Raw genomic sequence first — 22,109 nt, 5'->3', positions numbered from 1 at the left:
GCGCGCGGGGAGGGCTTATTCCGTGAACGCGCCGTAGCTGCGCAGGCGCTCGTAGCGCTGCTCGAGCAGTTCGTTCACCGGCAGCTTCTCCAGCTCATCGAGCTGGTTGAGCAGCACGGCCTTGAGGCGGGTGGCCATGCTCTGCGGGTTGCGGTGGGCGCCACCCAGCGGCTCGCGGACGATCTTGTCGATCAGGCCGTTCTCGAGGATGCGCGGTGCCGTGAGGCCCATGACCTCGGCGGCGTCCTTCGCCTTGTCGGCACTCTTCCAGAGGATGGAAGCGCAGCCTTCCGGCGTGATGACCGAGTACGTGGAGTACTGCAGCATGTTCACGCGATCGCCCACGCCGATGGCCAGCGCGCCGCCCGAGCCGCCTTCGCCGGTGACGGTGCAGATCACCGGCACCTTCAGCTCGGCCATTTCCAGCAGGTTGCGGGCGATGGCTTCGGACTGGCCGCGCTCTTCGGCATTGATGCCCGGCCAGGCGCCGGCGGTGTCGATGAAGGTGAAGACCGGGATGTGGAAGCGTTCGGCCAGCTTGAACAGGCGCAGCGCCTTGCGGTAGCCCTCGGGACGGGGCATGCCGAAGTTGCGCTTCACCTTGGTCTTGGTATCGCGGCCCTTCTGGTGGCCCACGACCATGACCGAGCGGCCATTGATGCGCGCCAGGCCACCCACGATCGCCTGGTCGTCCGCGAACATGCGGTCGCCCTTGAGTTCATGGAACTCCTCGCACATGCCCTGGATGTAATCGAGGGTGTACGGGCGCGCCGGGTGGCGCGACAGCTGGCTGATCTGCCACGGCGAGAGGTTGCGGAAGATCTCGGCGGTCTTCAGCTTCAGCTTCTCGCGCAGGCGCGCCACTTCTTCGTCGATATTGAACGCCTGGCCACTGCTGGCGTGGCGAAGCTCTTCGATCTTCGCTTCCAGTTCGGCGATGGGTTGTTCGAAATCGAGGAAGTTGGGATTCATGGAATACGGGGGTTCCGGGCAAGACCCGACATTATAGCCGGGGCACACGTATGTGGGTGTGCGCCGCAGTACGGTGCAGGAAGGATTTGTAAGTGAATGATCTGAAAGGATGTTTCGTGAGGCCGTGAAGGGGGATTCCGAAGAGCTTGTAGGGGAACATCCCTAACGGTGTAGTCCTCGCCCTAGTTTCGGGGTCGTCCTGCTCCAATGGCGGTGCGGCTTTCCTCTTGCCGGGGGAGCCGCGCGACGACCCATTAAATAAAGGAGCTACATCGCATGAAGCGTCATTTCACCCTGCGCCGCACGGGCGCTTTCCTGATCGTCAGCAGCTTGCTGGCCGTCACGGCCCCGGCCTTCGCCGGCGACGAATCGCTGCCGGTTTGCCCGGCGGCAATGAACCAGCACACCACCATGGAGTGCGTCATCGGTCTGCAGAACGATACGTTCGACGTGCGCCCGCGTGGTGCAACCAATACTGATCTCGTATGGCAGGCCGTGCCGGGCTGGGCGATCAGCGCACCGGCACCCATTCACCCGATCTGGCAGGGCCAGCGCTATATCGGGACCGCTGTAGGTGTGGCACCTGGCGCGAGCATGTCGCAGACGGTGCGCGCAACACGCCTGGACAGTGGCATGGGCGCCCCGATCCCGACCTATCGGGTTGTGTTCGACGCCTCGTCGTTCGGTGCCGCCTCCGGTAGTGCGCTCATTGCACGCCTGATCGGTATCGGTGGCAACGGTGTGGAGACCGAACTCGGCTCGTTGAAGGTGTCGCCAAACGGGGATGGCCTGCAGGAGTACACCTTCAATGCTCACCCGCAGGGCCAGAATCCGGAATCCCTGCGCCTTGAATTCGTACGCAAGGGTGGCAGCCGGCCGATCTTCGTGGGTGGCGCGGGCATCGTGCAGTCGTTCAACCACCGCCGCTGATGCCCAAACGTCCGTAAGCCCTGTACGTCTACAAGGGAGCTGCGCCGCCGCCGACCCGGGCGGCGGCAACGCTCCGAGGTCATAAAGGAATGGTCCCATGAAGCGTCTTCTTTCACTTTCACTGCTAGCAGCCTGCGTCGTCACCGCTCCCGCTTTCGCCGCGCGTTGCCCCACAACCTACGTCCCAGGTGCAGCCGACGTGTGTGACCTGCACAACGCCACCGATCTCGTGCTCCAGCGCGGCGGGACGATCCACCAGCGCATCGCCCTGCCGCTCAACACCACCATCGACGATGCGGCACTTCCGGTGTACGCCGTGGAAGCGAAAACCTGGTTGTTCGAAGGTGCGCCGACCACGGTCCGCGTCGCCCTTGCCCTCACCGATGACCGTGGTGCCAACACGGTGACGCTGGGCAGCACATCGGCGACGGTGCAGCCCGGCCACGATCGGATTTCGTTGGCAGTCAAGGGCGGGCGGGCCGCCCAGCCCGCCTACCTGAACGTGCTCATCGAGGCCGATGCGGAAGGTGGCGCGGGCCGCCTCGATATCAAGGAGCTTGGCGTCATCCAGTCGTTTGATGGTGACGTAGAGGCGGTGGCGCGCTGACCTGCCTTCCCGACACGTTGCCGCGGAAGCATCACTCCGCCGGGCGTACCAGGCGCAGTTCGGTACCGAGTACGCCCGGCAGGGTGCGTAGTGTGCGGAGCAGGTCGGGGAGGGCGCGTACCCGCCACTCCTCGCCCAGCTCCAGGCTGGCCTGGCCTACCGCGTTGCGGTAGCCGGCCAGCATCAACGGCGTGCGGCCACCGCGGAATCCCATCAAGGCATGTTTAAGGTGCTTCGGGAATTCCTGGTCCACGCCGTTGAGCTTCAGCGTGAGCAGGCGCCCGAAGTGTTCCATCGCATCCGAAAGCGAATAGGCCTTGCGCGCGCGCAACTGGTAGCCACCCGCGAAATCGTCGATGCGCAGGCCACCTTCCACCACGATGATGTTGCCGCGCGTTAGCAGCGGTGCCGCATCGGTGAACACTTCGCGGAAGAAGCTGGTCTCGAGCAGGCCGGTGGCGTCCTCGATCTGCACGAACGCATCGCTGTCGCCGCGCTTGCGCATGCCGACCACCATGCCGGCGACCGTCCACGGCGTCTCCGGGCTGCGACGGAAGCGGCTGCCTTCGTCGTCATCGTTGCGGCGCGGCTTGGGCGGCTGGTAGCGGTGCGGGATCTCGCCGATCGGGCAGCTGCCGAGCTGGGCTAGCTCGGTGGTCCAGGGATCGGTCGGGTGGCCCGAGAGGTAATGACCGAGCGTGTCGTGCTCGCCCTGCAGCAACTGTTCCAGCGGCCACTCCGGCACGGAGCCGGAGAGCTCGATGATGCTGGGCGCCTCGGCATCGCCGAACGCGTTGCCGAAGATATCGACCTGGCCCGAAGCGCGGTTCTTCGCTTCCTGGTCGGCGGCGCGCATGGCTTCGGGGATATGCATCACCAGCGTCGCGCGGTTCTCGCCCAGCGCGTCGAGCGCGCCGGACTGCACCAGCGCTTCCATCACGCGCTTGTTGAGCTTGTTCGAGCCGATGCGCTGGCAGAAATCGACCAGGCCCTTGAACGGGCCGCGCGCCTTGCGCTCGGCCGCGATCTCTTCGCAGATGCCCTGGCCCACGCCCTTGATGGCGCCCAGGCCGTAGCGCACCACGCGCGGTTCGACCGCCTCGAACATCCACTCCGAGGCGTTCACATCCGGCGGCAGCACCTTGATGCCGATGGCGCGCGTTTCGTCGAGGAAGGTGACGGCCTTCTCGGTGTTGTCCATGTCCGACGAGATCGTCGCGGCCATGAACTCGGCGGGGTAGTGCGCCTTCAGCCACGCGGTCTGGTAAGAGACCAGCGCGTACGCAGCCGCGTGCGACTTGTTGAAACCGTAGCCCGCGAACTTTTCCATCAGGTCGAAGATGGAATCCGCCTTGTCGCCGTCGATGCCATCCTTCGCGGCACCTTCGCGGAAGGTGGCGCGGTGCTTCACCATCTCCTCGGCTTTTTTCTTACCCATGGCGCGGCGGAGCAGGTCGGCGCCGCCGAGGGTGTAACCACCCACGATCTGCGCCATCTGCATCACCTGCTCCTGGTAGACCATGATGCCGTAGGTCTCTTTCAGGATGGGCTCGACGCGCGGGTCGGGATATTCCACCGCTTCCTTGCCGTGCTTGCGCGCGCAGAAGCTGGGGATGAGGTCCATCGGGCCGGGGCGGTACAGCGCCACCAGCGCGATGATGTCCTCGAAACGGTCGGCCTGCGCTTCCTTGAGCATGCCCTGCATGCCGCGTGATTCGAGCTGGAAGACGGCGACGGTCTGCGCCTTCTTCAGCAGGTCGTAGACCTTGGGGTCATCCAGCGGCAGCGTATCGATGTTCAGCGGCTCGGTGCCTTCGACGGCACGGCGCTTGTTGATGGCCTTGACGGCCCAGTCGATGATCGTGAGCGTGCGCAGGCCGAGGAAGTCGAACTTCACCAGGCCGACGGCCTCGACGTCATCCTTGTCGTACTGCGTCACCACGCCTTCGCCGCTGGGTTCGCAGTAAAGCGGGGCGAAATCGGTAAGCGGCGTGGGCGCGATCACCACGCCACCGGCGTGCTTGCCGGCGTTGCGGGTGAGGCCTTCGAGGCTCAATGCGAGATCGATAAGGGTGCGCGACTCTTCCTCGGTCTCGTAGATCTCGCAGAACTCCTTCACCACACGATCGGGTTCTTTCTTCGACTTCTCCGTGCGGCCCAGCGCATCGCCCAGGGTGAGGTCGAGCGGGCGCGCCGGGATCAGCTTGGCGTGGCGATCGACCTGGCCGTAGCCCATGCCGAGCACGCGGCCGGAATCGCGCAGCACCGCCTTCGCGGCCATCGAGCCGTAGGTGATGATCTGGCTGACGTGGTCGCGGCCGTATTTGCGCGAGACGTAGTCGATGACCTCGTCGCGGCGGTCCATGCAGAAGTCGATGTCGAAGTCGGGCATCGACACGCGTTCGGGGTTCAGGAAGCGCTCGAACAGCAGCTCGAACTGGAGCGGATCCAGGTCGGTGATCTTCAGCACCCACGCCACGAGCGAGCCCGCACCCGAACCGCGGCCTGGGCCGACGGGAATGCCGTTGTCCTTACCCCAGCCGATGAAGTCCGCCACGATCAGGAAGTAACCGGGGAAGCCCATGCGGATGATGACGTCGACCTCGCGGTCGAGGCGCGCCTGGTAATCCTCGAGCGTCTTGCCCGGGGCGAGCGGGTTCACCGCAAGGCGTTCTTCCAGGCCCTTCTGCGCCTGCTCGCGGATATACGTATCGAGGGTGTGGCCCTCGGGCACCGGGAAGTCGGGCAGGTAGTACGTGCCGAACGAGAGCTCGAGGTTGCAGCGCTTTGCCAGCTCGACGGTGTTCTCGAGCGCCTCGGGGATATCCGCGAACAGCTCGGCCATTTCCTCGGCCGACTTGAAGTACTGCTCTTCGCTGTAAAAGCGCGGGCGCTTGGGGTCCGCGAGCACGCGGCCCTGGTGGATGCAGGTGCGCGCTTCGTGCGATTCGAAGCCGGACCGCTCGAGGAAGCGCACGTCGTTGCTGGCGATGACCGGCAGGCCGTGCTGGCCGGCCAGCGCCATGGCCGCGCGCACCCAGGTCTCCTCGTTTTCGCGACCCGTGCGGGTGAGTTCCAGGTAAAGGCGGTCCGGGAACAGCCGGGCAAGGAAGCCGAGCTTCGCGGAGGCGGCCGGCAAGCCGGCGCCCAGGGCGATGCGGGCGATCTCGCTCTCGCGGCCGGTCATGGCGATGAGGCCGGAGAGCGCGTCGGCCGTGAGCCAGCTGGCGTCGACCAGCGCGCGGCCGGTGCCCTGGCCTTCGCGCCAGGCGCGCGACACCAGCCGCGAGAGGTTGAGGTAACCGTCGCGGTCCTGGCAGATCAGGGTGAGGCGCCAGGGGCGCGGATCATCCGGGCTGGAGACCCAGACGTCGCTGCCACCAATGGGTTTGATACCGGCCGCCACGCACTGCTTGTAGAACTTCACCAACCCGAACATGTTGTTCTCGTCGGTCAGCGCGACCGCCGGCATACCGGCGCGCACGCACGCGGCGATCAGCTGCTTGATGCGGATCGTCGAGTCGACCAGCGAGTATTCGCTGTGGAGGTGGAGGTGGGCAAAGCGGACGGTCATGCGGGGTGCCGGTTCAGGCCATGGGAAAGGCTAACCGGGGGAGGGGGTTGGGGCAAGAATTGACAGGGCGGAAATCCCGTTCCCGACTCTGCTTGTGGGAGCGCGCCGTGGGAGCGTGCCGTGGGAGCGTGCCGTGGGAGCGCGCTTGCGCGCGATGGGGGATGGCGCGAGCACCCATCGCGTGCAAGCACGCTCCCACAGCGCGCTCCCACAGGGCCTGATGGTCAGCGCTTGTGCGCTTCCGGGTGTTCGATGAACCACAACCCGGCGAACAGCTTGGCGTCGATCGAGAAGCCCTCTGCCGCGCGGTCGAACAGCCATTTGCCCGCTTCGGAGCGCGGTACTTCGTGGACAATGATGTTTTCGGTCTCGTCGCCGCCGCCCTTGCCGACTTTCTTCAGGTCCCAGGCGCGGGCGAAGGCGATCATCTCGGTGCTCATGCCGGAGGACGACGGGCCCTCGTGCACGAACTCGATGCGCCCGCAGGCGTAGCCGGTTTCTTCCTCGAGTTCGCGCTCCGCTGCCAGGAGCACGTCCTCGTCCTCGGCGCCTTCCAGGTCACCCACCAGGCCAGCAGGCATTTCGATCGTGTTGGCGAGGATCGAGACGCGGTACTGCTCGACGAAGATGACCTTGTCGTCGGGTGTCACCGCCAGGATGATCACCGCGCCGCCCGGATTGTTACGCGACGCGTATTCCCACCGCCCGCGCTTCTTCAGGGTCAGCCACTTGCCGGAAAACAGCGTTTCCTCGGGCAGGCTGGCATCGTCGGGAATGGGCGAGGCATGGGGCAGCGGGCTGGTCTGCATGGCGGGCTCCTGGAGGCGATCCGGGGAGTATGGGCGAAAAACCATCTCGGCCGTGTGACCGGGCAGGGCATCGCGCGCAAGCGCGCTCCCACAAGGGCGGTGCAGATCTTTTGTGGGAGCGCGCTTGCGCGCGATGGGTGTTACAGCAACGCCCGCAGGCGCGAGCGGGTCATCGGCCCGAAGCGGATGCGTTCGCACAGCTCGTCGACGGCGCCTGCATCGCCCTGGCGGCGGCTCAGCGCGTCGGCGGTTTCCGCCACCGCGACGTCAAGCGCAATCCGGGTGAGGCGGCGGTAGAGCAGTGCCAGTTCCGCGTGCTCGCGCAGGCGGGCGGCACACGCCGCAGCGCCGCGGATACGCAGGTATGGCACTTCATCCACCCGCTCCAGCAACGCATCCAGGCTGCCGAAATGCGCGAGCAGCGCGGCCGCGGTCTTGGCACCGATGCCGGGAACACCCGGGATGTTGTCCACCGCATCGCCGCAAAGCGCCAGATAATCCGCCACCTGGTGCGGATGCACGCCCAGCTTGTCGAAGACGCCGGCAGGGCCCCAGCGCAGGTCCTTCGCGAAATCCCACTGCAGGTCGTGCTCGCCCAGCAACTGGCCAAAGTCCTTGTCCGCCGAAACGATCACGCCGCGAAAACCGTGGGCGCGCAGGCCCCACAGCGCGCTGCCGATCAGGTCGTCGGCTTCGTACTGGTGGTCGTTGAGCACGGTCAGGCCCAGCGCGGCCGAGATGTCGCGGCACAGCGCGAACTGGCGCACCAGTTGCGGCGGCGGGAGCTCACGGTTGGCCTTGTAGGCCGGGTAAATGGTGTTGCGGAACGACGTCGTCAGCGATGCGTCGAACGCGACGGCGATGTGTTCCGCGCGGCTGCGTTCGAGCAGTTCACAGAGGAACCGGGTGAAGCCATGCACCGCGTTGACCGGCTCGCCATCGTGGTCGTGGAACTCATCTGGCATGGAATGCCAGGCACGGAAGACGTACAGGCTGCCATCGACCAGGTGGACGGTATCGTTGCCGCTCACGGTTCCCACGTCTCGACGATATCGGCGTACGCGGGACGATCACGCTCCGGCGCCTCCATCGATGGCGTGCCGATGTGGATGAAGCCCACGACGTGCTCGTGCTTCTTCATCCCCAGCAGCTTCGCCACGTCGCGATCGTAGGCGGCCCAGCCGGTCAGCCACTGCGCGCCAAACCCCAGCGCCTGCGCGCCGAGCAGCAGGTTATAGGCGACGCAGCCGGCGGTAAGGTTCTGCTCGAGCTCGGGCACCTTGCTCTCCGGGTCGATCCTCGCGGAGACCACCAGCACGAGCGGGGCGAACTCATAGCGGCGCTGTTCTTTCTCGCGCTTGGCTTCGGACAGGTCCGGGTTGGCCTCCACGGCCATCTTTGCCAGCTTCCGCCCGAAGGCGTGCTTGGCGTCGCCGCGCAGGACACGGATGCGGAACGGCACGAGCTTGCCGTGGTCGGGCACGCGGATCGCGGCCTCGATCAGGCGGCGCAGGGTGGCATCGTCGGGGGCGGGTTCGCCGAGCTGGCGCGAAGGCACGGAACGGCGGGCGGTGAGGATATCCAGGGTAGGCTGGTTCATCCCGCCATTTTATCAGCGGTCGCGCGGCGGCGGGGGCGGGGGCAGCGCGTCGTTGGGGCCCAGGTGGTCCAGCGCCTCATGGCGCTGCTCCGGGGTCTGGTTGCGCCACTGCTCCACCAGCGCGCGGCGCTGGTCCGGCGGCAGGTTGCGGAAGCGCTCGAACGCATCGTGCAGCTTCTGCCGCTGCTCCGGGGGCAGGTCGTTGAACTTCTGCTGGTTGCGTCGCGCCTGCGCGCGCTCCTCGGGCGTCATCTGCTGCCAGTGGGCGATCCGGTCACGGATTTCGGCCCGGCGTTCGGGCGGCAGGCCGCGCCAGCGCTGCGCCTTGTCGAGCATGCGCGACTGGCGCTGCGGCGGAAACGTATCCCAATCCTTCGCCAGCGGCGAAAGAATGTCCTTCTCATCCGCCGTGAGCTGCGCCCACGGGCGCGGCGGGGGCAGCGGGCGGCGGTCATCCGGCGGCCGGAAGTCCTCCGACGGCGACGGCGGCATGGCTTGCGCGCTGGCGGCAAGCGGCGTGGCCGACGCCAACAGCAGTGCGAAGGGCAGGACAAGGCGGCGCATGGTGCTCACTTGTTGCTCCGGCCCTGGCTGCCGGCATCGTTGTAAGCCAGCCAGCTGTAGAACTGCAGGTCCTTGTACAGGCTGGGATCGGTGCTGTCGGCATCGGGCGGCAGGTCGGTAGGGTCGCTGCCATCCGCCGCCTGCATCACGGCGGGCGGGGCCGAGGACGGACCGCCCAGCGGCTGCCACACCATCAGCGTGGCGAGCGCCACCACCGCGAACGCGCCGGCGGGGATCAGGAGGCGGCGGGCGGCCGAGTGCGCGGTGGGGCCGGCCAGCGCCGTGCGGCGCGCGGCGCGCAGGCGCCCGGCCGTGGCCGGGTCCACGTCGCGGCTGGCGCGGAGATAGAGATCCCTCGCGCGGCGTTCGAGTTCGTGATCGTGCTGGCTCATCGCCATGCCTCCAGGTGTTCGCGCAGCGCATGCATCGCGCGCGAAAGGTGTGTCTTTACGCTGCCATCGGAGCAACCCATGGCGGCGGCGGTTTCCGCGACATCCAGGCCTTCCATGATGCGGAAGGTGAATGCTTCGCGCTGCCGCCGCGGCAACTTGCGCACGGCCTCGACGATGTCGCCATAGGCCTGCGAATCCTGCAGCCGCGCCGAGGGATCCGGCGCGTCATCCGCGGGTTCCCAGACGGGCAGGTCGGCGCCATCGTCGTCCTGCCCCCCGCCGATCCAGCCCACGACGATCGAGCGGACCTTGCGGCGGCGCTGCAGGTCGACGATCCGGCGGCGCAGGATGCCCCAGAACAGCGGCGTCCACTCCTGGGCCGGCTTCTCGCCGTAATGCCTTACGAGGCGCAGCATGGCGTCCTGCACGGCGTCCAGCGCGTCGTCACGGTTACCGAGGTGGATCTCGGCCATGCGCCACGCACGGCGTTCGATCGCCGCAAGGAACGCATCCATGCTGGCGGGGACATCGCGCAGTTCCTCGAGGGAGGCACTATCGAGCGCGAGCGAGCCGTTCACGGCTTTCTCCGCGTCGTCAGTCTTGCCATCCTCGTGCTCCATACGGCCTGGTTTCACCCTGCTAAACGCGGTCGGCGACCGCTGGTTGACGTCGTGTGCAAGGCCATCTTGCCCGACCGGCATTTACCCGGTCTGAAGTCATCCACGCCGGCGGCCCAGCGGCAGCGCGACCAGTGCCGCCAGGATGGCGCCGGCCGCGTAGAGGCCGATATCCGCCGGCCCCTGGGCCATGCGGGCCAGGGCGACCAGCATGGCCGGGCCGGCATCGGAAATGGCCTGGGCAAAGCCGATGCCCATCATCCCGGCGATCGTCGCGGCGGCGACCAGGCAGCACACGTACAGGGAAGCAAGCACGGTGGCGCCGGCGGCCAGCAGGGCGCCGGTGACACCCTCGAACCGCAGCCAGCGGCGCACCACGAAGCCGAGGGCCCAGCCGACGGGCAGTGCCAGCGCGGGCAGGGCACGGCCGAACATCATGGAAGGCACCATCCACATCGCGCCGGCGGCAAAGCCGAAAAGGACGGTGCCGAACAGGCCGTAAACCAGGTTGGTGAGGTGGCGGATGGGGCTAGCCACCATGGCAGGACATCGATGGGCGCATGGGAACCGGGGCGTGGGGGACGGCCGCATGATACCGGGCCATGCGCCGCCGCGCTCTTGAGCGGAGGGCCGTGTGCCCAAACCTACTGGGGTGGATGCTGACCGCCGGGCCCCGGCGGGCGCATAATTGCCTACTTTGCGGCCCGCGGGCCGCCCCCACAGGACATCCATGAGCGGTTTCAGCCTCAGCAGCGAGCCCTTCACCCTGGAACGTGACTGCGCCGCGGTCATGGTGCCCCAGGGCGAGACGGTGACGCTCCCGGCCGGCCAGATCGGCTACATCACCCAGGCCCTCGGTGGCAGTTTCACCGTGTACGTCGAGGGCAACCTCTTCCGTATCGCGGGCAACGATGCCGATGCGCTGGGCAAGGAGCCGCCGCGCCCCATCGAACTGCCCGACGACGCCTCCGACGACGATGTCGAGAAGCTGGTGTGGCAGCAGCTGCGCACGTGCTTCGATCCGGAAATCCCCATCAACGTGGTGGAACTGGGGCTTGTCTACGACGTGAGCCTTGAGACCAGCGACGAAGGCGGCCGCAAGGCCTACGTGAAAATGACCCTGACGGCCCCGGGCTGCGGCATGGGCGACATCCTCGTCGACGATGTGCGCACCAAGCTGGAGCTGATCCCGACGGTGCTGGAAGCCGATGTCGACCTCGTGTTCGATCCGCCCTGGAACCAGTCGATGATGTCCGACGCGGCGAAGCTCGAAACCGGGATGCTCTGAGCGCCGCTCAGAGATCGCGCAGTTCCACGCTGCATGCCGCCCCGTAGGCGGCCATCGCCGCGATCGTCGAGGCCGCCGCGTGCAACACGGGCAGGTGGCCCGGCGCCACGCTCGCCTCGATGCATACGTGCACGTCGAGCTCCAGCAGGGTGATGGCCTGGATGATCGCGTCCCGCTGCGGTGCGAGCGTCTGTAGCAAGGCGGTAATCGCCGTATCGACAGAGTAGGTGTGCTGGGGCGGCAAGCTGACGCTCCAGCCGTGTGCACGCCGCGCCTGTCCCGCGGTGTCGTCCGGGTCACCCTTCTGCCAGCACTGGCCGCCCTCGATGCCGAAACCGGCCACGATGTGGTCCAGCACATGGCGCTCGGAGGTCAGCCGGAACGACGCGCTGACCGAGGGCGTGTGCTGGGCAAGCTCTGCATCGATGTCGAGCATGGTGCTGGCCATGGTGATTCCCCTTTTACGGCAGCGCGAACGCGACTTGGCCGTTTCGTGCATAGCATCGCGTTTTTTCACGACCTAGGGAAACCCCTAGGTAGTCGACCGTGGGAACTTGCGATACGTTGACAAGGACTTTCGGTCTGGGGGGACTGGAAGTTACACGGGCATTCGCGCTGCGGCGCGAAATCATCATCGTTCGGAATGTGGTCCCACACGGCCGCAATGGCTTCGTGTTGCCCATTCCTGGAGGAGGAACGTAATGGCAAATCATGTTCGCTTGAAGCTCCTGGCCGCGTGCGTCGGCATCGCCGCGACCTCGGTCGCCTCGGCGGCCACCGAGCAGGCACTGCGTGCGCAGAACCTGGGCGCGGCACCGGCCAGCCAGCTGGCCACGAAGCTCGGCCTTACCGCGGATAACGCCTTCGTCGCGAAGAACGCGCTGCCGACGGTCAAGGGCACGCAGACCGTGCGCATGCAGCAGACCTTCAAGGGCGTGCCGGTCTATGGCCGCAGCATCGCGGTGGAGCAGGATGCACAGGGCAATGCGCTGGTCGCCAACGGCGTCGTGTCGTCCGACCTGCAGGTGGACCTCGCCTCGGTCACGCCGAAGCTCGACCAGGCCGCCGCGGTCAATGTCCTGACCCGCCAGGCGACCACCCTGCGCAGCGCCGCGATCCGGCCGGAAAACGCGAAGGCCGACCTGTACGTCTACCCGGGCGATGGCGCACCCGCGCGCCTGGTGTACCTCACCTCGTTCTTCAGCGGCGGTGACCACCCGACCCGGCCGACCGCCATCGTCGACGCCAACACCGGCGAAGTGATCAAGCAGTGGGAAGGCCTGACCAACGCCGATGCGAATGGCCCCGGCGGCAATGGCAAGACCGGCCAGTACACCTGGGGCGCCAACGGTCTCCCCGCGCTGAACGTGACCCAGTCGGGCACGACCTGCACGATGCAGAACAGCAACGTGAAGACCTACAACATGAAGAAGGCGACCTCCGGCAGCGGCACGCTGTGGAGCTTCACCTGCCCGACCTCGAGCGGCGACGCCGTGAACGGCGGCTTTGGCCCGATCAACGATGCCCACCACTTCGGTGGCGTGGTGCATGACATGTACAACTCGTACACGGGTGCGCCGCCGTTGAACCAGGTGCTGATCATGAAGGTGCACTACGGCTCGGGTTACGAAAACGCCTTCTGGGATGGCACCTCGATGACCTTCGGCGATGGTGCCAGCACGTTCTATCCGCTCGTCGCGCTGGACGTGACCTCGCATGAAATCAGCCACGGCTACACCGAGCAGCATTCCAACCTGGAGTACGACGGCCAGTCTGGCGGCATGAACGAAGCGTATTCGGATATCGCCGGTGAAGCGGCCGAGTACTTCGATCGTGGCAGCAACGATTTCCTCGTCGGCGCCGACATCGTGAAGAGCAGCGCCGGCATCGGCACGGCCCTGCGCTACATGTGTAACCCGCCGCAGGATGGTGGTTCGATCGGCAACGCGTCGGATTACTACAACGGCCTCGACGTGCATTACTCGTCGGGTGTGTACAACAAGGCGTTCTGCCTGCTGGCCAAGACCAGTGGCTGGGATACGGTCAAGGCGTTCAAGGCCTTCGCCCGTGCGAATGCCGTGTACTGGACGGCGACCTCGACGTTCAACAGCGGTGCCTGCGGCGTAGCCAGTGCGGCGACCGACCTGGGTTACTCGGCGGCTGACGTGGCGACCGCGTTCAACGGCGTGGGCGTGTCGTGCACGACGGGTGGTGGCGGCTCCGGCGGCACCGCGTTGCAGAACGGCACGGCCAAGACCGGCCTGGCGGGTTCGTCGGGTACCGAGCTCAGCTACACCGTGACGGTGGCGGCTGGCGCGAAGAACCTCGTGATCGCGACCAGCGGCGGCAGCGGTGATGCCGACCTGTACGTGAAGTTCGGCTCCGCGCCGACCACCTCCAGCTACAACTGCCGTCCGTACAAGACCGGTAACGCCGAGTCCTGCTCGTTCGCGACGACCCAGGCCGGCGTGTACTACGTGAAGGTGCGTGGCTACACGACGTTCTCGGGCGTCTCGCTCAAGGCGACCTGGACGCCGTAAACCTCGCTGTAGCGTGTCACTCCCGGGAAAGGGGCCAGGCTTTGTCCTGGCCCTTTTCTTTGCGCGGATATTCGCGCAGAACGCCCTTGTGGGAGCGCGCTTGCGCGCGATGGGAGCGGCCGGCATCGCCCATCGCGCGCAAGCGCGCTCCCACGGGCGGCGTGAAATCTTACGCACTACGGCGGCGAACGCCATCTACGAAGCCACTGCCATCCCTCCTACGTTGGTAGCCCCAACAAGGAGGTCCCTCCGCATGTCCCCACGTTGTTTCATGCTCGCCCTTACCCTGTTCGCCGCCGTTCCCGCGACGGCCGCTACGCGCTACATCGTTCGATTCGCCGACGAGGCCTCGGCGAACGCGGCGATCGCGCCCGTGCCGCAAGCTGAGGCCGCCATGCGGCGCAAGCGCTCGGTCGATTCGGGCCAGCCCAGGCACGTCGCCACACTGGCTGGCGGCGCACAGCTGTTCGAAGTCGAAGACGATAACCCTGCACATTTCGCACGGCTGCGCGGCGTCACCAGCGTTGAAGAAGACCGCATCGTCAGGCCCACCGCCCTGGCGGACCCGCTCTACCTGCGGCAATGGTCGCTGCACGATCCGCGCGCGGGTATCGATGCCGAGGCGGCATGGAAATACACGCGCGGCGAAGGCGCGGTTATCGCCGTCCTGGATACGGGGGCGACCCCGCATCCTGAGCTGGATGGCCAGCTGCTGCCCGGCTACGACTTCGTCAGTGATGCCACCCGCGCACGGGACGGAGACAAACGCGATCCCGACCCCAGGGATGAAGGTGACTGGGAAGAGCCTGGTGATTGTGGGCGGCGCGCAGGCTCGCGTTCGTCATGGCACGGCACCCATGTGATGGCGCTCGCGGCGGCGAAGCGTGGAAACCGGCTCGGGATCACGGGCGTGGCGCCGGAGGCAAGGATCCTGCCCGTGCGTGTGCTGGCGCATTGCGGGGGTTACCTTTCCGATGTGATCGATGCCATCGCATGGGCTTCCGGTGGCGAAGTACCCCATGTGCCGACGCTCACGCGTCGTGCCGATGTCATCAACCTGAGCCTCGTCACGGAAGGCGCGTGCGGAGCGGCGATGGCCGACGTGATTCGGCAGGCGCGCGAGCGCGGTGTTGCGGTGGTCGTCGCTGCGGGGAACGAGGGTGTCGGCGCGTCCGGCATGGCGCCGGGCAATTGCCCGGGTAGCATCAATGTTGGCGCGCTTGACCGGGGCGGTCGACTCGCCTGGTACTCGAACCACGGTGAGGCAGTGACCCTCGCGGCGCCGGGCGGCTCATTGCGCGGCCTGCGCACGGATGACCTCATCTCGGCCGTGGACCAGGGCGCTCGCGTACCGTGGCGCAGCGTGTTCGGCTACCTGGCCGGCACGTCGATGGCCGCGCCGCTGGTGAGCGGCGTGGTGGCACTGATGCGTTCGGCGGATCCGTCACTGCGTGTCGATGACATCACCCGCCACCTGGTCGACAACGCACGGCCGGTGCGTTGCCTCAAACCCTGCGGCGCCGGCTTGCTCGACGCGGGCGCGACGCTCGATGCGGTGATCGAAGAGCGTGCCGTTTTGTAGGACGGCGCGTGCGCTTGAGACGTCGTGGGAGCGGGGGGGGGCGGGGGGGGGGGGGGGGGCGCGCCCCCCCCCCCCCCCCGCCCACCCCCGCTCCCACAGGATCACACCGCTTCGAAGCGGTTCGCGTCGCGGTTCTTGCGGACCTTCTTCGGATCCCACACGCGGCCGTTCATGGCGATGTACACGCCATCATCCAGGGTCTGTACCGCGCCGACGGCGCAGCCGATGTTGAACACGGCATCCGAGCCCTGGAAGCGCGCCGGGTTCAGCGCACCGGTGAGCACGATGACCTTGCCGGGGATGCCTTCGAGCACCGCCGCGGTTTCGACCATCGTGTCCGTGCCGTGGGTGACCAGCACGTGGCGATGCGGCTGCGCCTCGATCGTGCTGCGCATGAGCGCGCGGTCTTCACCGGTGACGTGCAGGCTGTCCTTGCGCAGGATGGGGATCACGTCGAAACGGAACGCGACGCCCAGCTGGGTCAGGATGTCGCCGATCTGCGGGGAGCCGATCTGGTAATCCGACTTGTCGTCGAAATAGACCTTGTCGATGGTGCCGCCGGTGGTGACGATGGTGAGATGCTGCATGGACTGGCCTGGGAAGCGTGGACGGAGCGGGCCGCTATTCTAACGCCCCCCGGCCCATCACGTGGCGGGCGCGCCCGAGGCCAGCAGGGTGTCGTCGTCGTTGGCCGGCAGGGCGAGCCGGTCGAGGCCGCGCGCCATGAACCGGCGGCAGGCCGCTGCGGGGCGTGGATCGCCGGCCGCTTCGCCCCAGCCGGCGGAGCGGACGAGCAGGGCGGCTGCCATGCACCGGGCCAGCGTGAAGGCGATGCCGCGCGCCGAGGCCTCCAGCGAGGCACGGTCGCCGACGACGTCGCCGAGCAGGGTTTCCGCCGAATCCAGCGTGGCCAGGATCGTTCGGCGTGGCTCGCTTTCCACCGGCAGGAGGTCGAGGACGGCAGCGCGCAACGGTTCCACGCCGCTACTGCCCAGCGCGCGCAACATGTCGAGCGAGAGCACGTTCGTCGTCCCTTCCCAGATCGCGTAGACCTGCGCATCGCGCAACAGCTGGGGCAAGCCCGTGTCTTCGATGTAGCCCGCGCCGCCGAAGCACTCCAGCGCTTCGGAGACGACGCCGATAGATGCCTTTGCCGTCCACAGCTTCGCCAGCGGCGTCAAAAGGCGGAGCAGGGCGGGCTCATGGGCCGCGCCCAGGCCGCGCTCGGTGCGGCCGAGTAGCTCGGCCACGTAGAAGGCCAGCGAGAACGCGCCCTCGAAGGTCGCCTGCATGTCGGCGAGCGTGCGCGCGTGCAGGGGCTGGTCGATCAGGCGGGCACCGAATGCACTGCGCCGCGTGGCGTAGTCTCGGGCCAGCGCGATCGCGCGGGCCATGCTCGCAACGGCGCACACCGCGTTCCACGTGCGCGTGACATTGAGCATCGGTGCGACCTGGCGCACGCCGTGGTCCAGCGCGCCGACCGGCGTGGCCGGCAGGCCGTCCAGATGCACCTCAGCCGTCGGCAGTTCATGCGTGCCGAGCTTCTTCTTCAGCCGGTCGATCGTGATGCCCTGCCAGTCGCCGTCGGCATCCTTCGTTTCCACGTAGAACAGCGCGAGCGCCGACGTGCCACTACCCGCGCCCTCGGGCCGGGCCAGCGCCAGCGCGGCTTCGCCCACGACAGCGGAGCTGAACCACTTGCGGCCATAAAGACGCCACTGGCCGTCCGCATCCTGCCGCGCGATGGTTTCGGTGCGGCCCACGTCGGAGCCGCCGGGCGTTTCGGTCATCCACTGGCCGGAAAGCCAGAAGCTCCCGGCATCACGGCTGAGGAAGTGCGGCAGGGCGCGCTCGATGAGCGCCTGGTTCCCGGACGCTTTCAGCGCCGTCGCCGCGCCGTCGGTCATCGCCAGCGGGCAGCAGTAGAACTCACTGGCCGGGTGGTAAAGGTAAACGCGGGCAAACTCTTCAACGCGCGACCATGGCGATTCGCCATGCCCCGCCGCCAGCACGGCGTGGCGCGTGGTGATGTGTGGGCCCTCTTCCCATGCGGGAGTCAGCGCGATCCGGTCGACCCGGGCGCCCCACGCATCCCATTGGGTGAGCACGGGTTCGGTACGCGGCGTGCGTTGCCGCCGCTCGTAGGCATCCAGGGCGTAATCGCCGAGCGCATCGAGGTCCGGGGCGCAATCGGCCAGCCGGTCCACCGGCAGCACATGGGCCAGCCACGCATCCAGCACGCGATCTTCGCGGAACGGGTGCGCCAGCCGCGGCGCGTCCTGCAGGAAACCCATGTGGCACCTCTCCATTGGCAGATGCGACTAGGGTGCACTGCGTGGGGGCGTACGTCGATACGCTGCGCAGCATGGGGCGGCCATCGCGTGCAAGCACGCTCCCACAAGGCACTTGTGGCGTGCCGGTGTCCTTGTGGGAGCGCGCTTGCGCGCGATAATAGGTCTACCTACGACGGACGCCCGCGCCCAGCGTGCCGATCAACAGCAGGCACAGCACGATCTCCGGCCACGCTAGCCACCTATCACCGGTGGAACTCCAGGCTTCCGATACGCCATGGCAGAAGTAAAACAACGCGAGGATCCCCACCCACAACAACGCGCGGGTGAGGTTGCGCAGTGCCAGCAGCGGCAGCAGCAGCGGCGGCACCGTGATCAGCAGGGCCACCCATGCCGGGATCGATACCGGCGGATACACCGTGTACCAGAGCAACTGCACGCCGAGCAGCGCGGCCCATGCGGCAAGGCCAGCCTTCTGCAGGCCAGTGGCCGGTGCCCTCATGCAGGCGTGCCCAGCCGGCGGGCGACATCGGCGAGGCGCTTGCCCAAGGCGCGGGCCAGGTCACGCTCGTCATTGCTGATGCCGTTATCTCCACGGTGCCCGGCGACATGGCTCGCACCGTAAGGCGTGCCTCCCGAGGTCGTGGTCGAAAGCAGGGGCTCGGTATAGGGGATGCCGACGATGAGCATGCCGTGGTGGAGCAGCGGCAGGGCCATGGAGATGAGGGTGGCTTCCTGGCCACCATGCATCGTGCTGGTCGAGGTAAACATGGCCGCGGGCTTGCCGGCCAGGGCGCCAGAGGCCCATTCGGCACCCGTGGTATCCAGGAAATACTTCAGCGGCGCCGCCATGTTGCCGAAGCGGGTGGGGCTGCCGATGGCCAGGCCCACGCATTCGATGAGGTCGTCCCGGGTCACGTAGGGTGCGCCTTCCTCGGGTTCCGGCGGCATCGCGGTTTCCGTGACGGGCGCTACCGGCGGTACCTGGCGCAGGCGGGCGCGCATGCCGGGTACTTCCTCGATGCCACGGGCGACGAATCGGGCGAGCTGGGCCGTGTGGCCGGAGCGGCTGTAGTAGAGTACGAGGATGTCGTGAGACATGGACGGTCGCCTTCAGGAAGGCGCTAGTCTCGCAGAACTACGAGGATGTTCCCAATGTTCCGGGACAAACAAAGGATGCCCATGCCGCTGCGCTTCGATCGCGACCGCGCCCTGAGCTTTACCCGCTTCACCTGGCTGCGCTTTGTCGACGACAAGTGCTTCGAGACCGCTGGCGCCCTGTCGTACACCACGCTGGTGTCGCTCGTGCCGCTCACGGTCGCCGTATTCGCCATCCTTTCCGCGTTCCCGGTGTTCGCCGAATGGCGCGGCAGCCTGGCCAATTACGCGTTCCAGAATTTCGTGCCGGCCACCGGCATCAGGATCCAGGAATACATGCTCGCGTTCGCCGACAAGGCGAGCCAGCTCACGGGCATCTCGATCCTGGTCATGCTGTTCAGCGCGCTGTCGATGATGGTGAGCATCGAGGACCGGCTCAACCGGATCTGGCGCGTGCGCAAGCCGCGCGGCTGGGGCTCGCGCCTCTTGCTGTACTGGGCTGCGTTGACCCTCGGCCCGATCCTCGTGGTCGGTGGGCTCGTCGCCTCGTCTTACCTCACCGCGTTGCCCATGCTGCATGACGCGGCCGACCAGATCGCCACCCAGGCCGGTCTGCTCAACCTGCTGCCCTTCGTGATTACCTTCATCACCCTGGTGCTCATGTACACCATGGTGCCGAACCGGCGCGTGTCATGGCGGCACGCGGCCATCGGCGCGCTGCTGGGGGCGGTGCTTTTCGAAATCGGCCGCTGGGGCTTTACCGAGTTCATCCGCAATGCGCCGACGTACGAGGAGATCTACGGCGCCCTGGCCGCGATCCCGATCTTCCTGCTGTGGATCTACCTGTCGTGGATCATCGTGATCCTCGGCGCCTCCATCGCCGCATCGATCTCGGCGTTCGAGTACACGCGCCCGCACGATGCCCTGCCGGAAGGTGCGGAATTCATCGGCCTGCTGGTCGTACTGCAGCATTTCGTCACCGCGCAGCGCAGCGGTGAAAGCGTCGACCCTGCATCCGTCCGCGTCCTGGAGCCCTACCTGCCCAGCAACGCGATCGCCTGCTATTTCGAAGACCTGCAGCGCGCCGACATGATCCAGCGCTGCGAGAGCGGTGGATGGATGCTGAGCCGCAGCCTCGATGCCACCGAGCTTCTCCGCGTCTACCGTTGCACCCAATACCGCCTTCCGCTGCACCCACGCGAGCAGGTCGAGCGGCTGGGCATCCAGCTCCCCGCCGACCTGCTGGTGCTGCTCGACCAGCTCGCCGCGGCGCTCGATGCCACGCTGGGTGCACGGCTCGACCAGCTATTTCCTCCTCCTACCGTCCCCAACGAGGATGCCACCGCATGATCCCCCGCCTGTTCGCCGCCCTGGCGCTTGCTGTCGCCGTACCCGCCATGGCCTCCACCGCCACGCCCGAGCTCAAGGTGAAGACGCTCGATGGCAAACCGTTCGACCTGGCCGCGCAGCGCGGCAAGTGGGTCGTGGTGAATTACTGGGCCACCTGGTGCGTGCCCTGCATCAAGGAGATGCCGGATATCTCGGCATTCGTGCAATCGCGCAAGGATGTCACCGCGATCGGCCTGGCGTTCGAGGACACCGACGCGAAGGACATCAAGGCCTTCGTCGACAAGCACCCGGTCGTGTACCCGATCGCCCAGGTCGACGTCATGGCGCCGCCCAAGGATTTCGACAGCCCGAAGGGTCTGCCGACCACGTACCTGATCGCACCGGACGGCCATGTGGCCAAGCGCTTTATCGGGCCGGTGGACGCCGCGAAACTCAATGAGGCTATCGCCAAGGGGAAATGAGATGAACGCCGCGCGATTCATCGTGAGGGGCAAGGTGCAGGGCGTGTTCTTCCGCGCCTCCGCACGCGAGCAGGCCGTGAAGCTGAAGCTCACCGGGCATGCGCGCAACATGATCGACGGCAGCGTCGAAGTCGTGGCCTATGGTGACGCCGCGGCGATCGACCAGCTCGAGGTGTGGTTGCACGATGGGCCAGCGACGGCCGAGGTGCAGGAGCTGTTTCGCGAGGAGATCGGCGCGCACGACGTGCCGGCGGAGTTCCTTACGAAGTGAGAAGCATCGCGCGCAAGCGCGCTCCCACATGGCTACCATAGGCCTCTTGTGGGAGCGCGCTTGCGCGCGATGCCGTTAGGGCCCCGTAGCGTTCGCCGGCTTCGCGACAAACGTCACCGGCAAGGTCGTGCCATCCGACAGCGTGAACGTCACGACGACCTTGTCGCCCGGCTTCACCGCATGCTTCGGCTCCATCAGCATGACGTGGTAGCCGCCCGGCGCGAACGCGACTTTCCCGTTCGCAGGCACCGGCACCTTGTCGACCATCTCCATGCGGCCCATGCCGGTCTCGGTGCTGCTCTTGTGGATCATGGCGTCGCCGTAGTCGGCGCTGGCCGCGCCCGTCACCGCGACGCCCGTGCCGGACGTGTTCTCCAGCGTGACGTAGCCACCGGCGGGCAGGTTGCCCGGCAGCACGCGGATCCAGGCGTCGCTGGCTTTCACGCTGGTGCTGTCAGCGGCCTGCGTGGCGCCGGCACCCATGGCGAGCAGCGCGGTAAGGATGAAGAGGGACGGCTTCACGGGATCAGGGCTCCATGGAGGTGAGCAGATGCAGGTCGTGGACGATATCGTCCTGCGATGCCGACGGCGTGGCGAGCAGGCGGGCCTTGCCGTTCGCGTCGAAGATATAGATGGCCGAGCTGTGGCTCACTTCGTAATTGCCGTCCGCGCGGTCCGGCTCGCGGGTGAAGGCCGAGCGGTAGCGCTTGGCCAGCGCCTCCACATCCGCCTGTGAACCGACAAGGCCGACCGCGCGTTTGTCGAAAGCATTGACGTAGGTGTGCATGACCTCCGGCGTATCGCGAGCCGGATCCACGCTTACGAAGAGGATACGTACCTTGTCCGCCGGCGCGCCCAGGCGATCCAGCACCACGTGCAGCTGGGTCAGCGTGAGTGGGCACACATCGGGGCAGTGGGTATAGCCGAAGTACATGATCGCGACCTTGCCGCGGTAGTCGGCGCCGGTGACGGCCTTGCCGTTATCGTCGGTCAGGCGGAACTCGAGGTCCGGCAGGTGGCCGGCGACGTCGTTGAGCCGCCATTCCGGCTGCGGTTCGCGCTGGCAGGCAGCAAGCGGGAGCAGGGCGGCGAGGGCGAGCAGGGCCAGGAAGGCCCGGCGGCACGGGGACGGCTTCATGCGACACTCCGGGGATCGATCCGCC

The 22,109-nt window shown here is 67.0% G+C and carries 24 protein-coding genes; 8 read left to right on the top strand and 16 right to left on the bottom strand.

What is annotated here, in order from left to right; genetic code table 11:
- Positions 1-15: 15 nt before the first annotated feature.
- The gene (locus tag ACZ6YI_RS15380; protein WP_440327879.1) at positions 16-972 is read right to left on the bottom strand and encodes an acetyl-CoA carboxylase carboxyltransferase subunit alpha; all 957 of its coding nucleotides are present in this window, start codon (positions 970-972) and stop codon (positions 16-18) included.
- Positions 973-1,248: 276 nt separating this feature from the next.
- On the opposite strand from ACZ6YI_RS15380, the gene ACZ6YI_RS15375 reads away from it, so the two are divergent.
- A complete protein-coding gene (locus ACZ6YI_RS15375) occupies positions 1,249-1,902 on the top strand; it encodes a hypothetical protein (protein WP_465779423.1) in 654 nt (217 codons plus the stop codon).
- Between the two features lie 97 nt (positions 1,903-1,999).
- Positions 2,000-2,509: a hypothetical protein gene (locus tag ACZ6YI_RS15370; protein ID WP_465779422.1), complete on the top strand. Its 510-nt coding sequence runs from the start codon at positions 2,000-2,002 to the stop codon at positions 2,507-2,509.
- Positions 2,510-2,540: 31 nt separating this feature from the next.
- Here ACZ6YI_RS15370 and dnaE read toward each other — a convergent pair whose 3' ends face one another.
- From dnaE to ACZ6YI_RS15330, 8 genes are all read right to left on the bottom strand, one after another.
- Positions 2,541-6,083, bottom strand: a complete 3,543-nt coding sequence (gene dnaE / locus ACZ6YI_RS15365) for a DNA polymerase III subunit alpha (protein ID WP_465779421.1) — start codon at positions 6,081-6,083, stop codon at positions 2,541-2,543.
- Positions 6,084-6,307: 224 nt separating this feature from the next.
- Positions 6,308-6,892 (bottom strand): NUDIX hydrolase, encoded by a 585-nt coding sequence (locus ACZ6YI_RS15360; protein ID WP_465779420.1) that lies wholly within the window; start codon positions 6,890-6,892, stop codon positions 6,308-6,310.
- A 140-nt stretch (positions 6,893-7,032) separates the two neighbouring features.
- Positions 7,033-7,932 carry a 5'-3' exonuclease gene (locus tag ACZ6YI_RS15355; RefSeq protein ID WP_465779419.1) on the bottom strand — a complete coding sequence of 300 codons (900 nt, stop codon included), beginning with the start codon at positions 7,930-7,932 and terminating at the stop codon, positions 7,033-7,035.
- Complete coding sequence (locus ACZ6YI_RS15350; RefSeq protein WP_465779418.1) at positions 7,920-8,492, bottom strand: nitroreductase family protein; 573 nt, start codon at positions 8,490-8,492, stop codon at positions 7,920-7,922. The genes ACZ6YI_RS15355 and ACZ6YI_RS15350 overlap by 13 nt, the downstream gene beginning before the upstream one ends.
- 12 nt (positions 8,493-8,504) lie before the next feature.
- A complete protein-coding gene (locus ACZ6YI_RS15345) occupies positions 8,505-9,056 on the bottom strand; it encodes a DUF3106 domain-containing protein (protein WP_465779431.1) in 552 nt (183 codons plus the stop codon).
- Between the two features lie 5 nt (positions 9,057-9,061).
- The gene (locus ACZ6YI_RS15340) at positions 9,062-9,448 is read right to left on the bottom strand and encodes a hypothetical protein (protein WP_440327886.1); all 387 of its coding nucleotides are present in this window, start codon (positions 9,446-9,448) and stop codon (positions 9,062-9,064) included.
- The gene (locus tag ACZ6YI_RS15335; RefSeq protein ID WP_465779417.1) at positions 9,445-10,068 is read right to left on the bottom strand and encodes an RNA polymerase sigma factor; all 624 of its coding nucleotides are present in this window, start codon (positions 10,066-10,068) and stop codon (positions 9,445-9,447) included. The genes ACZ6YI_RS15340 and ACZ6YI_RS15335 overlap by 4 nt, the downstream gene beginning before the upstream one ends.
- A gap of 96 nt (positions 10,069-10,164) precedes the next feature.
- On the bottom strand, positions 10,165-10,605 hold the full coding sequence (locus tag ACZ6YI_RS15330; protein ID WP_465779416.1) for a hypothetical protein: 441 nt from the start codon (positions 10,603-10,605) through the stop codon (positions 10,165-10,167).
- 190 nt (positions 10,606-10,795) lie between these two features.
- Here ACZ6YI_RS15330 and sufT point away from each other — a divergent pair, with 190 nt between their 5' ends.
- Entirely contained in the window at positions 10,796-11,353 is a 558-nt protein-coding gene (gene sufT, locus ACZ6YI_RS15325) for a putative Fe-S cluster assembly protein SufT (RefSeq protein WP_440330116.1), read from the top strand.
- Between the two features lie 7 nt (positions 11,354-11,360).
- On the opposite strand, the gene ACZ6YI_RS15320 is transcribed toward sufT, so the two are convergent.
- A complete protein-coding gene (locus ACZ6YI_RS15320) occupies positions 11,361-11,801 on the bottom strand; it encodes a DUF4279 domain-containing protein (RefSeq protein ID WP_440330114.1) in 441 nt (146 codons plus the stop codon).
- A 253-nt stretch (positions 11,802-12,054) separates the two neighbouring features.
- Here ACZ6YI_RS15320 and ACZ6YI_RS15315 point away from each other — a divergent pair, with 253 nt between their 5' ends.
- The gene (locus ACZ6YI_RS15315) at positions 12,055-13,893 is read left to right on the top strand and encodes a M4 family metallopeptidase (RefSeq protein WP_465779415.1); all 1,839 of its coding nucleotides are present in this window, start codon (positions 12,055-12,057) and stop codon (positions 13,891-13,893) included.
- Positions 13,894-14,146: 253 nt separating this feature from the next.
- A complete protein-coding gene (locus tag ACZ6YI_RS15310) occupies positions 14,147-15,475 on the top strand; it encodes a S8 family peptidase (protein ID WP_465779414.1) in 1,329 nt (442 codons plus the stop codon).
- 101 nt (positions 15,476-15,576) lie between these two features.
- On the opposite strand, the gene ACZ6YI_RS15305 is transcribed toward ACZ6YI_RS15310, so the two are convergent.
- The 4 genes from ACZ6YI_RS15305 to wrbA all read right to left on the bottom strand — a co-directional run bounded on the left by ACZ6YI_RS15305 (position 15,577) and on the right by wrbA (position 18,867).
- On the bottom strand, positions 15,577-16,062 hold the full coding sequence (locus ACZ6YI_RS15305; RefSeq protein ID WP_440330108.1) for an asparaginase domain-containing protein: 486 nt from the start codon (positions 16,060-16,062) through the stop codon (positions 15,577-15,579).
- A gap of 57 nt (positions 16,063-16,119) precedes the next feature.
- Positions 16,120-17,769 (bottom strand): acyl-CoA dehydrogenase family protein, encoded by a 1,650-nt coding sequence (locus ACZ6YI_RS15300; protein ID WP_465779413.1) that lies wholly within the window; start codon positions 17,767-17,769, stop codon positions 16,120-16,122.
- A 163-nt stretch (positions 17,770-17,932) separates the two neighbouring features.
- Complete coding sequence (locus tag ACZ6YI_RS15295) at positions 17,933-18,268, bottom strand: DUF2069 domain-containing protein (protein WP_465779412.1); 336 nt, start codon at positions 18,266-18,268, stop codon at positions 17,933-17,935.
- Entirely contained in the window at positions 18,265-18,867 is a 603-nt protein-coding gene (gene wrbA / locus ACZ6YI_RS15290) for an NAD(P)H:quinone oxidoreductase (protein ID WP_465779411.1), read from the bottom strand. Before wrbA ends, ACZ6YI_RS15295 begins: the two co-directional genes overlap by 4 nt.
- Before the next feature lie 81 nt (positions 18,868-18,948).
- Here wrbA and ACZ6YI_RS15285 point away from each other — a divergent pair, with 81 nt between their 5' ends.
- Genes ACZ6YI_RS15285 through ACZ6YI_RS15275 form a run of 3 tightly spaced genes read left to right on the top strand, consistent with a single transcriptional unit; the run spans position 18,949 to position 20,946 of the window.
- A complete protein-coding gene (locus ACZ6YI_RS15285) occupies positions 18,949-20,214 on the top strand; it encodes a YihY family inner membrane protein (RefSeq protein WP_465779410.1) in 1,266 nt (421 codons plus the stop codon).
- Positions 20,211-20,675, top strand: a complete 465-nt coding sequence (locus ACZ6YI_RS15280; RefSeq protein WP_465779409.1) for a TlpA family protein disulfide reductase — start codon at positions 20,211-20,213, stop codon at positions 20,673-20,675. The genes ACZ6YI_RS15285 and ACZ6YI_RS15280 overlap by 4 nt, the downstream gene beginning before the upstream one ends.
- Position 20,676: 1 nt before the next feature.
- Complete coding sequence (locus tag ACZ6YI_RS15275; protein ID WP_465779408.1) at positions 20,677-20,946, top strand: acylphosphatase; 270 nt, start codon at positions 20,677-20,679, stop codon at positions 20,944-20,946.
- Between the two features lie 75 nt (positions 20,947-21,021).
- Here the strand turns inward: ACZ6YI_RS15275 and ACZ6YI_RS15270 are convergent, their stop codons facing one another.
- Both ACZ6YI_RS15270 and ACZ6YI_RS15265 read right to left on the bottom strand, forming a co-directional pair.
- On the bottom strand, positions 21,022-21,468 hold the full coding sequence (locus tag ACZ6YI_RS15270) for a copper chaperone PCu(A)C (protein ID WP_465779407.1): 447 nt from the start codon (positions 21,466-21,468) through the stop codon (positions 21,022-21,024).
- A gap of 4 nt (positions 21,469-21,472) precedes the next feature.
- Positions 21,473-22,084, bottom strand: a complete 612-nt coding sequence (locus ACZ6YI_RS15265; protein WP_465779406.1) for an SCO family protein — start codon at positions 22,082-22,084, stop codon at positions 21,473-21,475.
- Positions 22,085-22,109: the final 25 nt, after the last annotated feature.

The sequence above is a fragment of the Luteibacter sp. NPDC104163 genome (assembly GCF_055584245.1).
Note: the sequence above shows the minus strand (reverse complement) of the source record. Positions and strands in the feature narration are given on the sequence as shown.

Coding starts and splice junctions, on each gene's coding strand:
- ACZ6YI_RS15380 (WP_440327879.1), bottom strand. CDS start 972: ATGAATCCCAACTTCCTCGATTTCGAACAACCCATCGCCGAACTGGAA.
- ACZ6YI_RS15375 (WP_465779423.1), top strand. CDS start 1,249: ATGAAGCGTCATTTCACCCTGCGCCGCACGGGCGCTTTCCTGATCGTC.
- ACZ6YI_RS15370 (WP_465779422.1), top strand. CDS start 2,000: ATGAAGCGTCTTCTTTCACTTTCACTGCTAGCAGCCTGCGTCGTCACC.
- dnaE (WP_465779421.1), bottom strand. CDS start 6,083: ATGACCGTCCGCTTTGCCCACCTCCACCTCCACAGCGAATACTCGCTG.
- ACZ6YI_RS15360 (WP_465779420.1), bottom strand. CDS start 6,892: ATGCAGACCAGCCCGCTGCCCCATGCCTCGCCCATTCCCGACGATGCC.
- ACZ6YI_RS15350 (WP_465779418.1), bottom strand. CDS start 8,492: ATGAACCAGCCTACCCTGGATATCCTCACCGCCCGCCGTTCCGTGCCT.
- ACZ6YI_RS15345 (WP_465779431.1), bottom strand. CDS start 9,056: ATGCGCCGCCTTGTCCTGCCCTTCGCACTGCTGTTGGCGTCGGCCACG.
- ACZ6YI_RS15340 (WP_440327886.1), bottom strand. CDS start 9,448: ATGAGCCAGCACGATCACGAACTCGAACGCCGCGCGAGGGATCTCTAT.
- ACZ6YI_RS15335 (WP_465779417.1), bottom strand. CDS start 10,068: ATGGAGCACGAGGATGGCAAGACTGACGACGCGGAGAAAGCCGTGAAC.
- ACZ6YI_RS15330 (WP_465779416.1), bottom strand. CDS start 10,605: ATGGTGGCTAGCCCCATCCGCCACCTCACCAACCTGGTTTACGGCCTG.
- sufT (WP_440330116.1), top strand. CDS start 10,796: ATGAGCGGTTTCAGCCTCAGCAGCGAGCCCTTCACCCTGGAACGTGAC.
- ACZ6YI_RS15320 (WP_440330114.1), bottom strand. CDS start 11,801: ATGGCCAGCACCATGCTCGACATCGATGCAGAGCTTGCCCAGCACACG.
- ACZ6YI_RS15315 (WP_465779415.1), top strand. CDS start 12,055: ATGGCAAATCATGTTCGCTTGAAGCTCCTGGCCGCGTGCGTCGGCATC.
- ACZ6YI_RS15310 (WP_465779414.1), top strand. CDS start 14,147: ATGTCCCCACGTTGTTTCATGCTCGCCCTTACCCTGTTCGCCGCCGTT.
- ACZ6YI_RS15305 (WP_440330108.1), bottom strand. CDS start 16,062: ATGCAGCATCTCACCATCGTCACCACCGGCGGCACCATCGACAAGGTC.
- ACZ6YI_RS15300 (WP_465779413.1), bottom strand. CDS start 17,769: ATGGGTTTCCTGCAGGACGCGCCGCGGCTGGCGCACCCGTTCCGCGAA.
- ACZ6YI_RS15295 (WP_465779412.1), bottom strand. CDS start 18,268: ATGAGGGCACCGGCCACTGGCCTGCAGAAGGCTGGCCTTGCCGCATGG.
- wrbA (WP_465779411.1), bottom strand. CDS start 18,867: ATGTCTCACGACATCCTCGTACTCTACTACAGCCGCTCCGGCCACACG.
- ACZ6YI_RS15285 (WP_465779410.1), top strand. CDS start 18,949: ATGCCGCTGCGCTTCGATCGCGACCGCGCCCTGAGCTTTACCCGCTTC.
- ACZ6YI_RS15280 (WP_465779409.1), top strand. CDS start 20,211: ATGATCCCCCGCCTGTTCGCCGCCCTGGCGCTTGCTGTCGCCGTACCC.
- ACZ6YI_RS15275 (WP_465779408.1), top strand. CDS start 20,677: ATGAACGCCGCGCGATTCATCGTGAGGGGCAAGGTGCAGGGCGTGTTC.
- ACZ6YI_RS15265 (WP_465779406.1), bottom strand. CDS start 22,084: ATGAAGCCGTCCCCGTGCCGCCGGGCCTTCCTGGCCCTGCTCGCCCTC.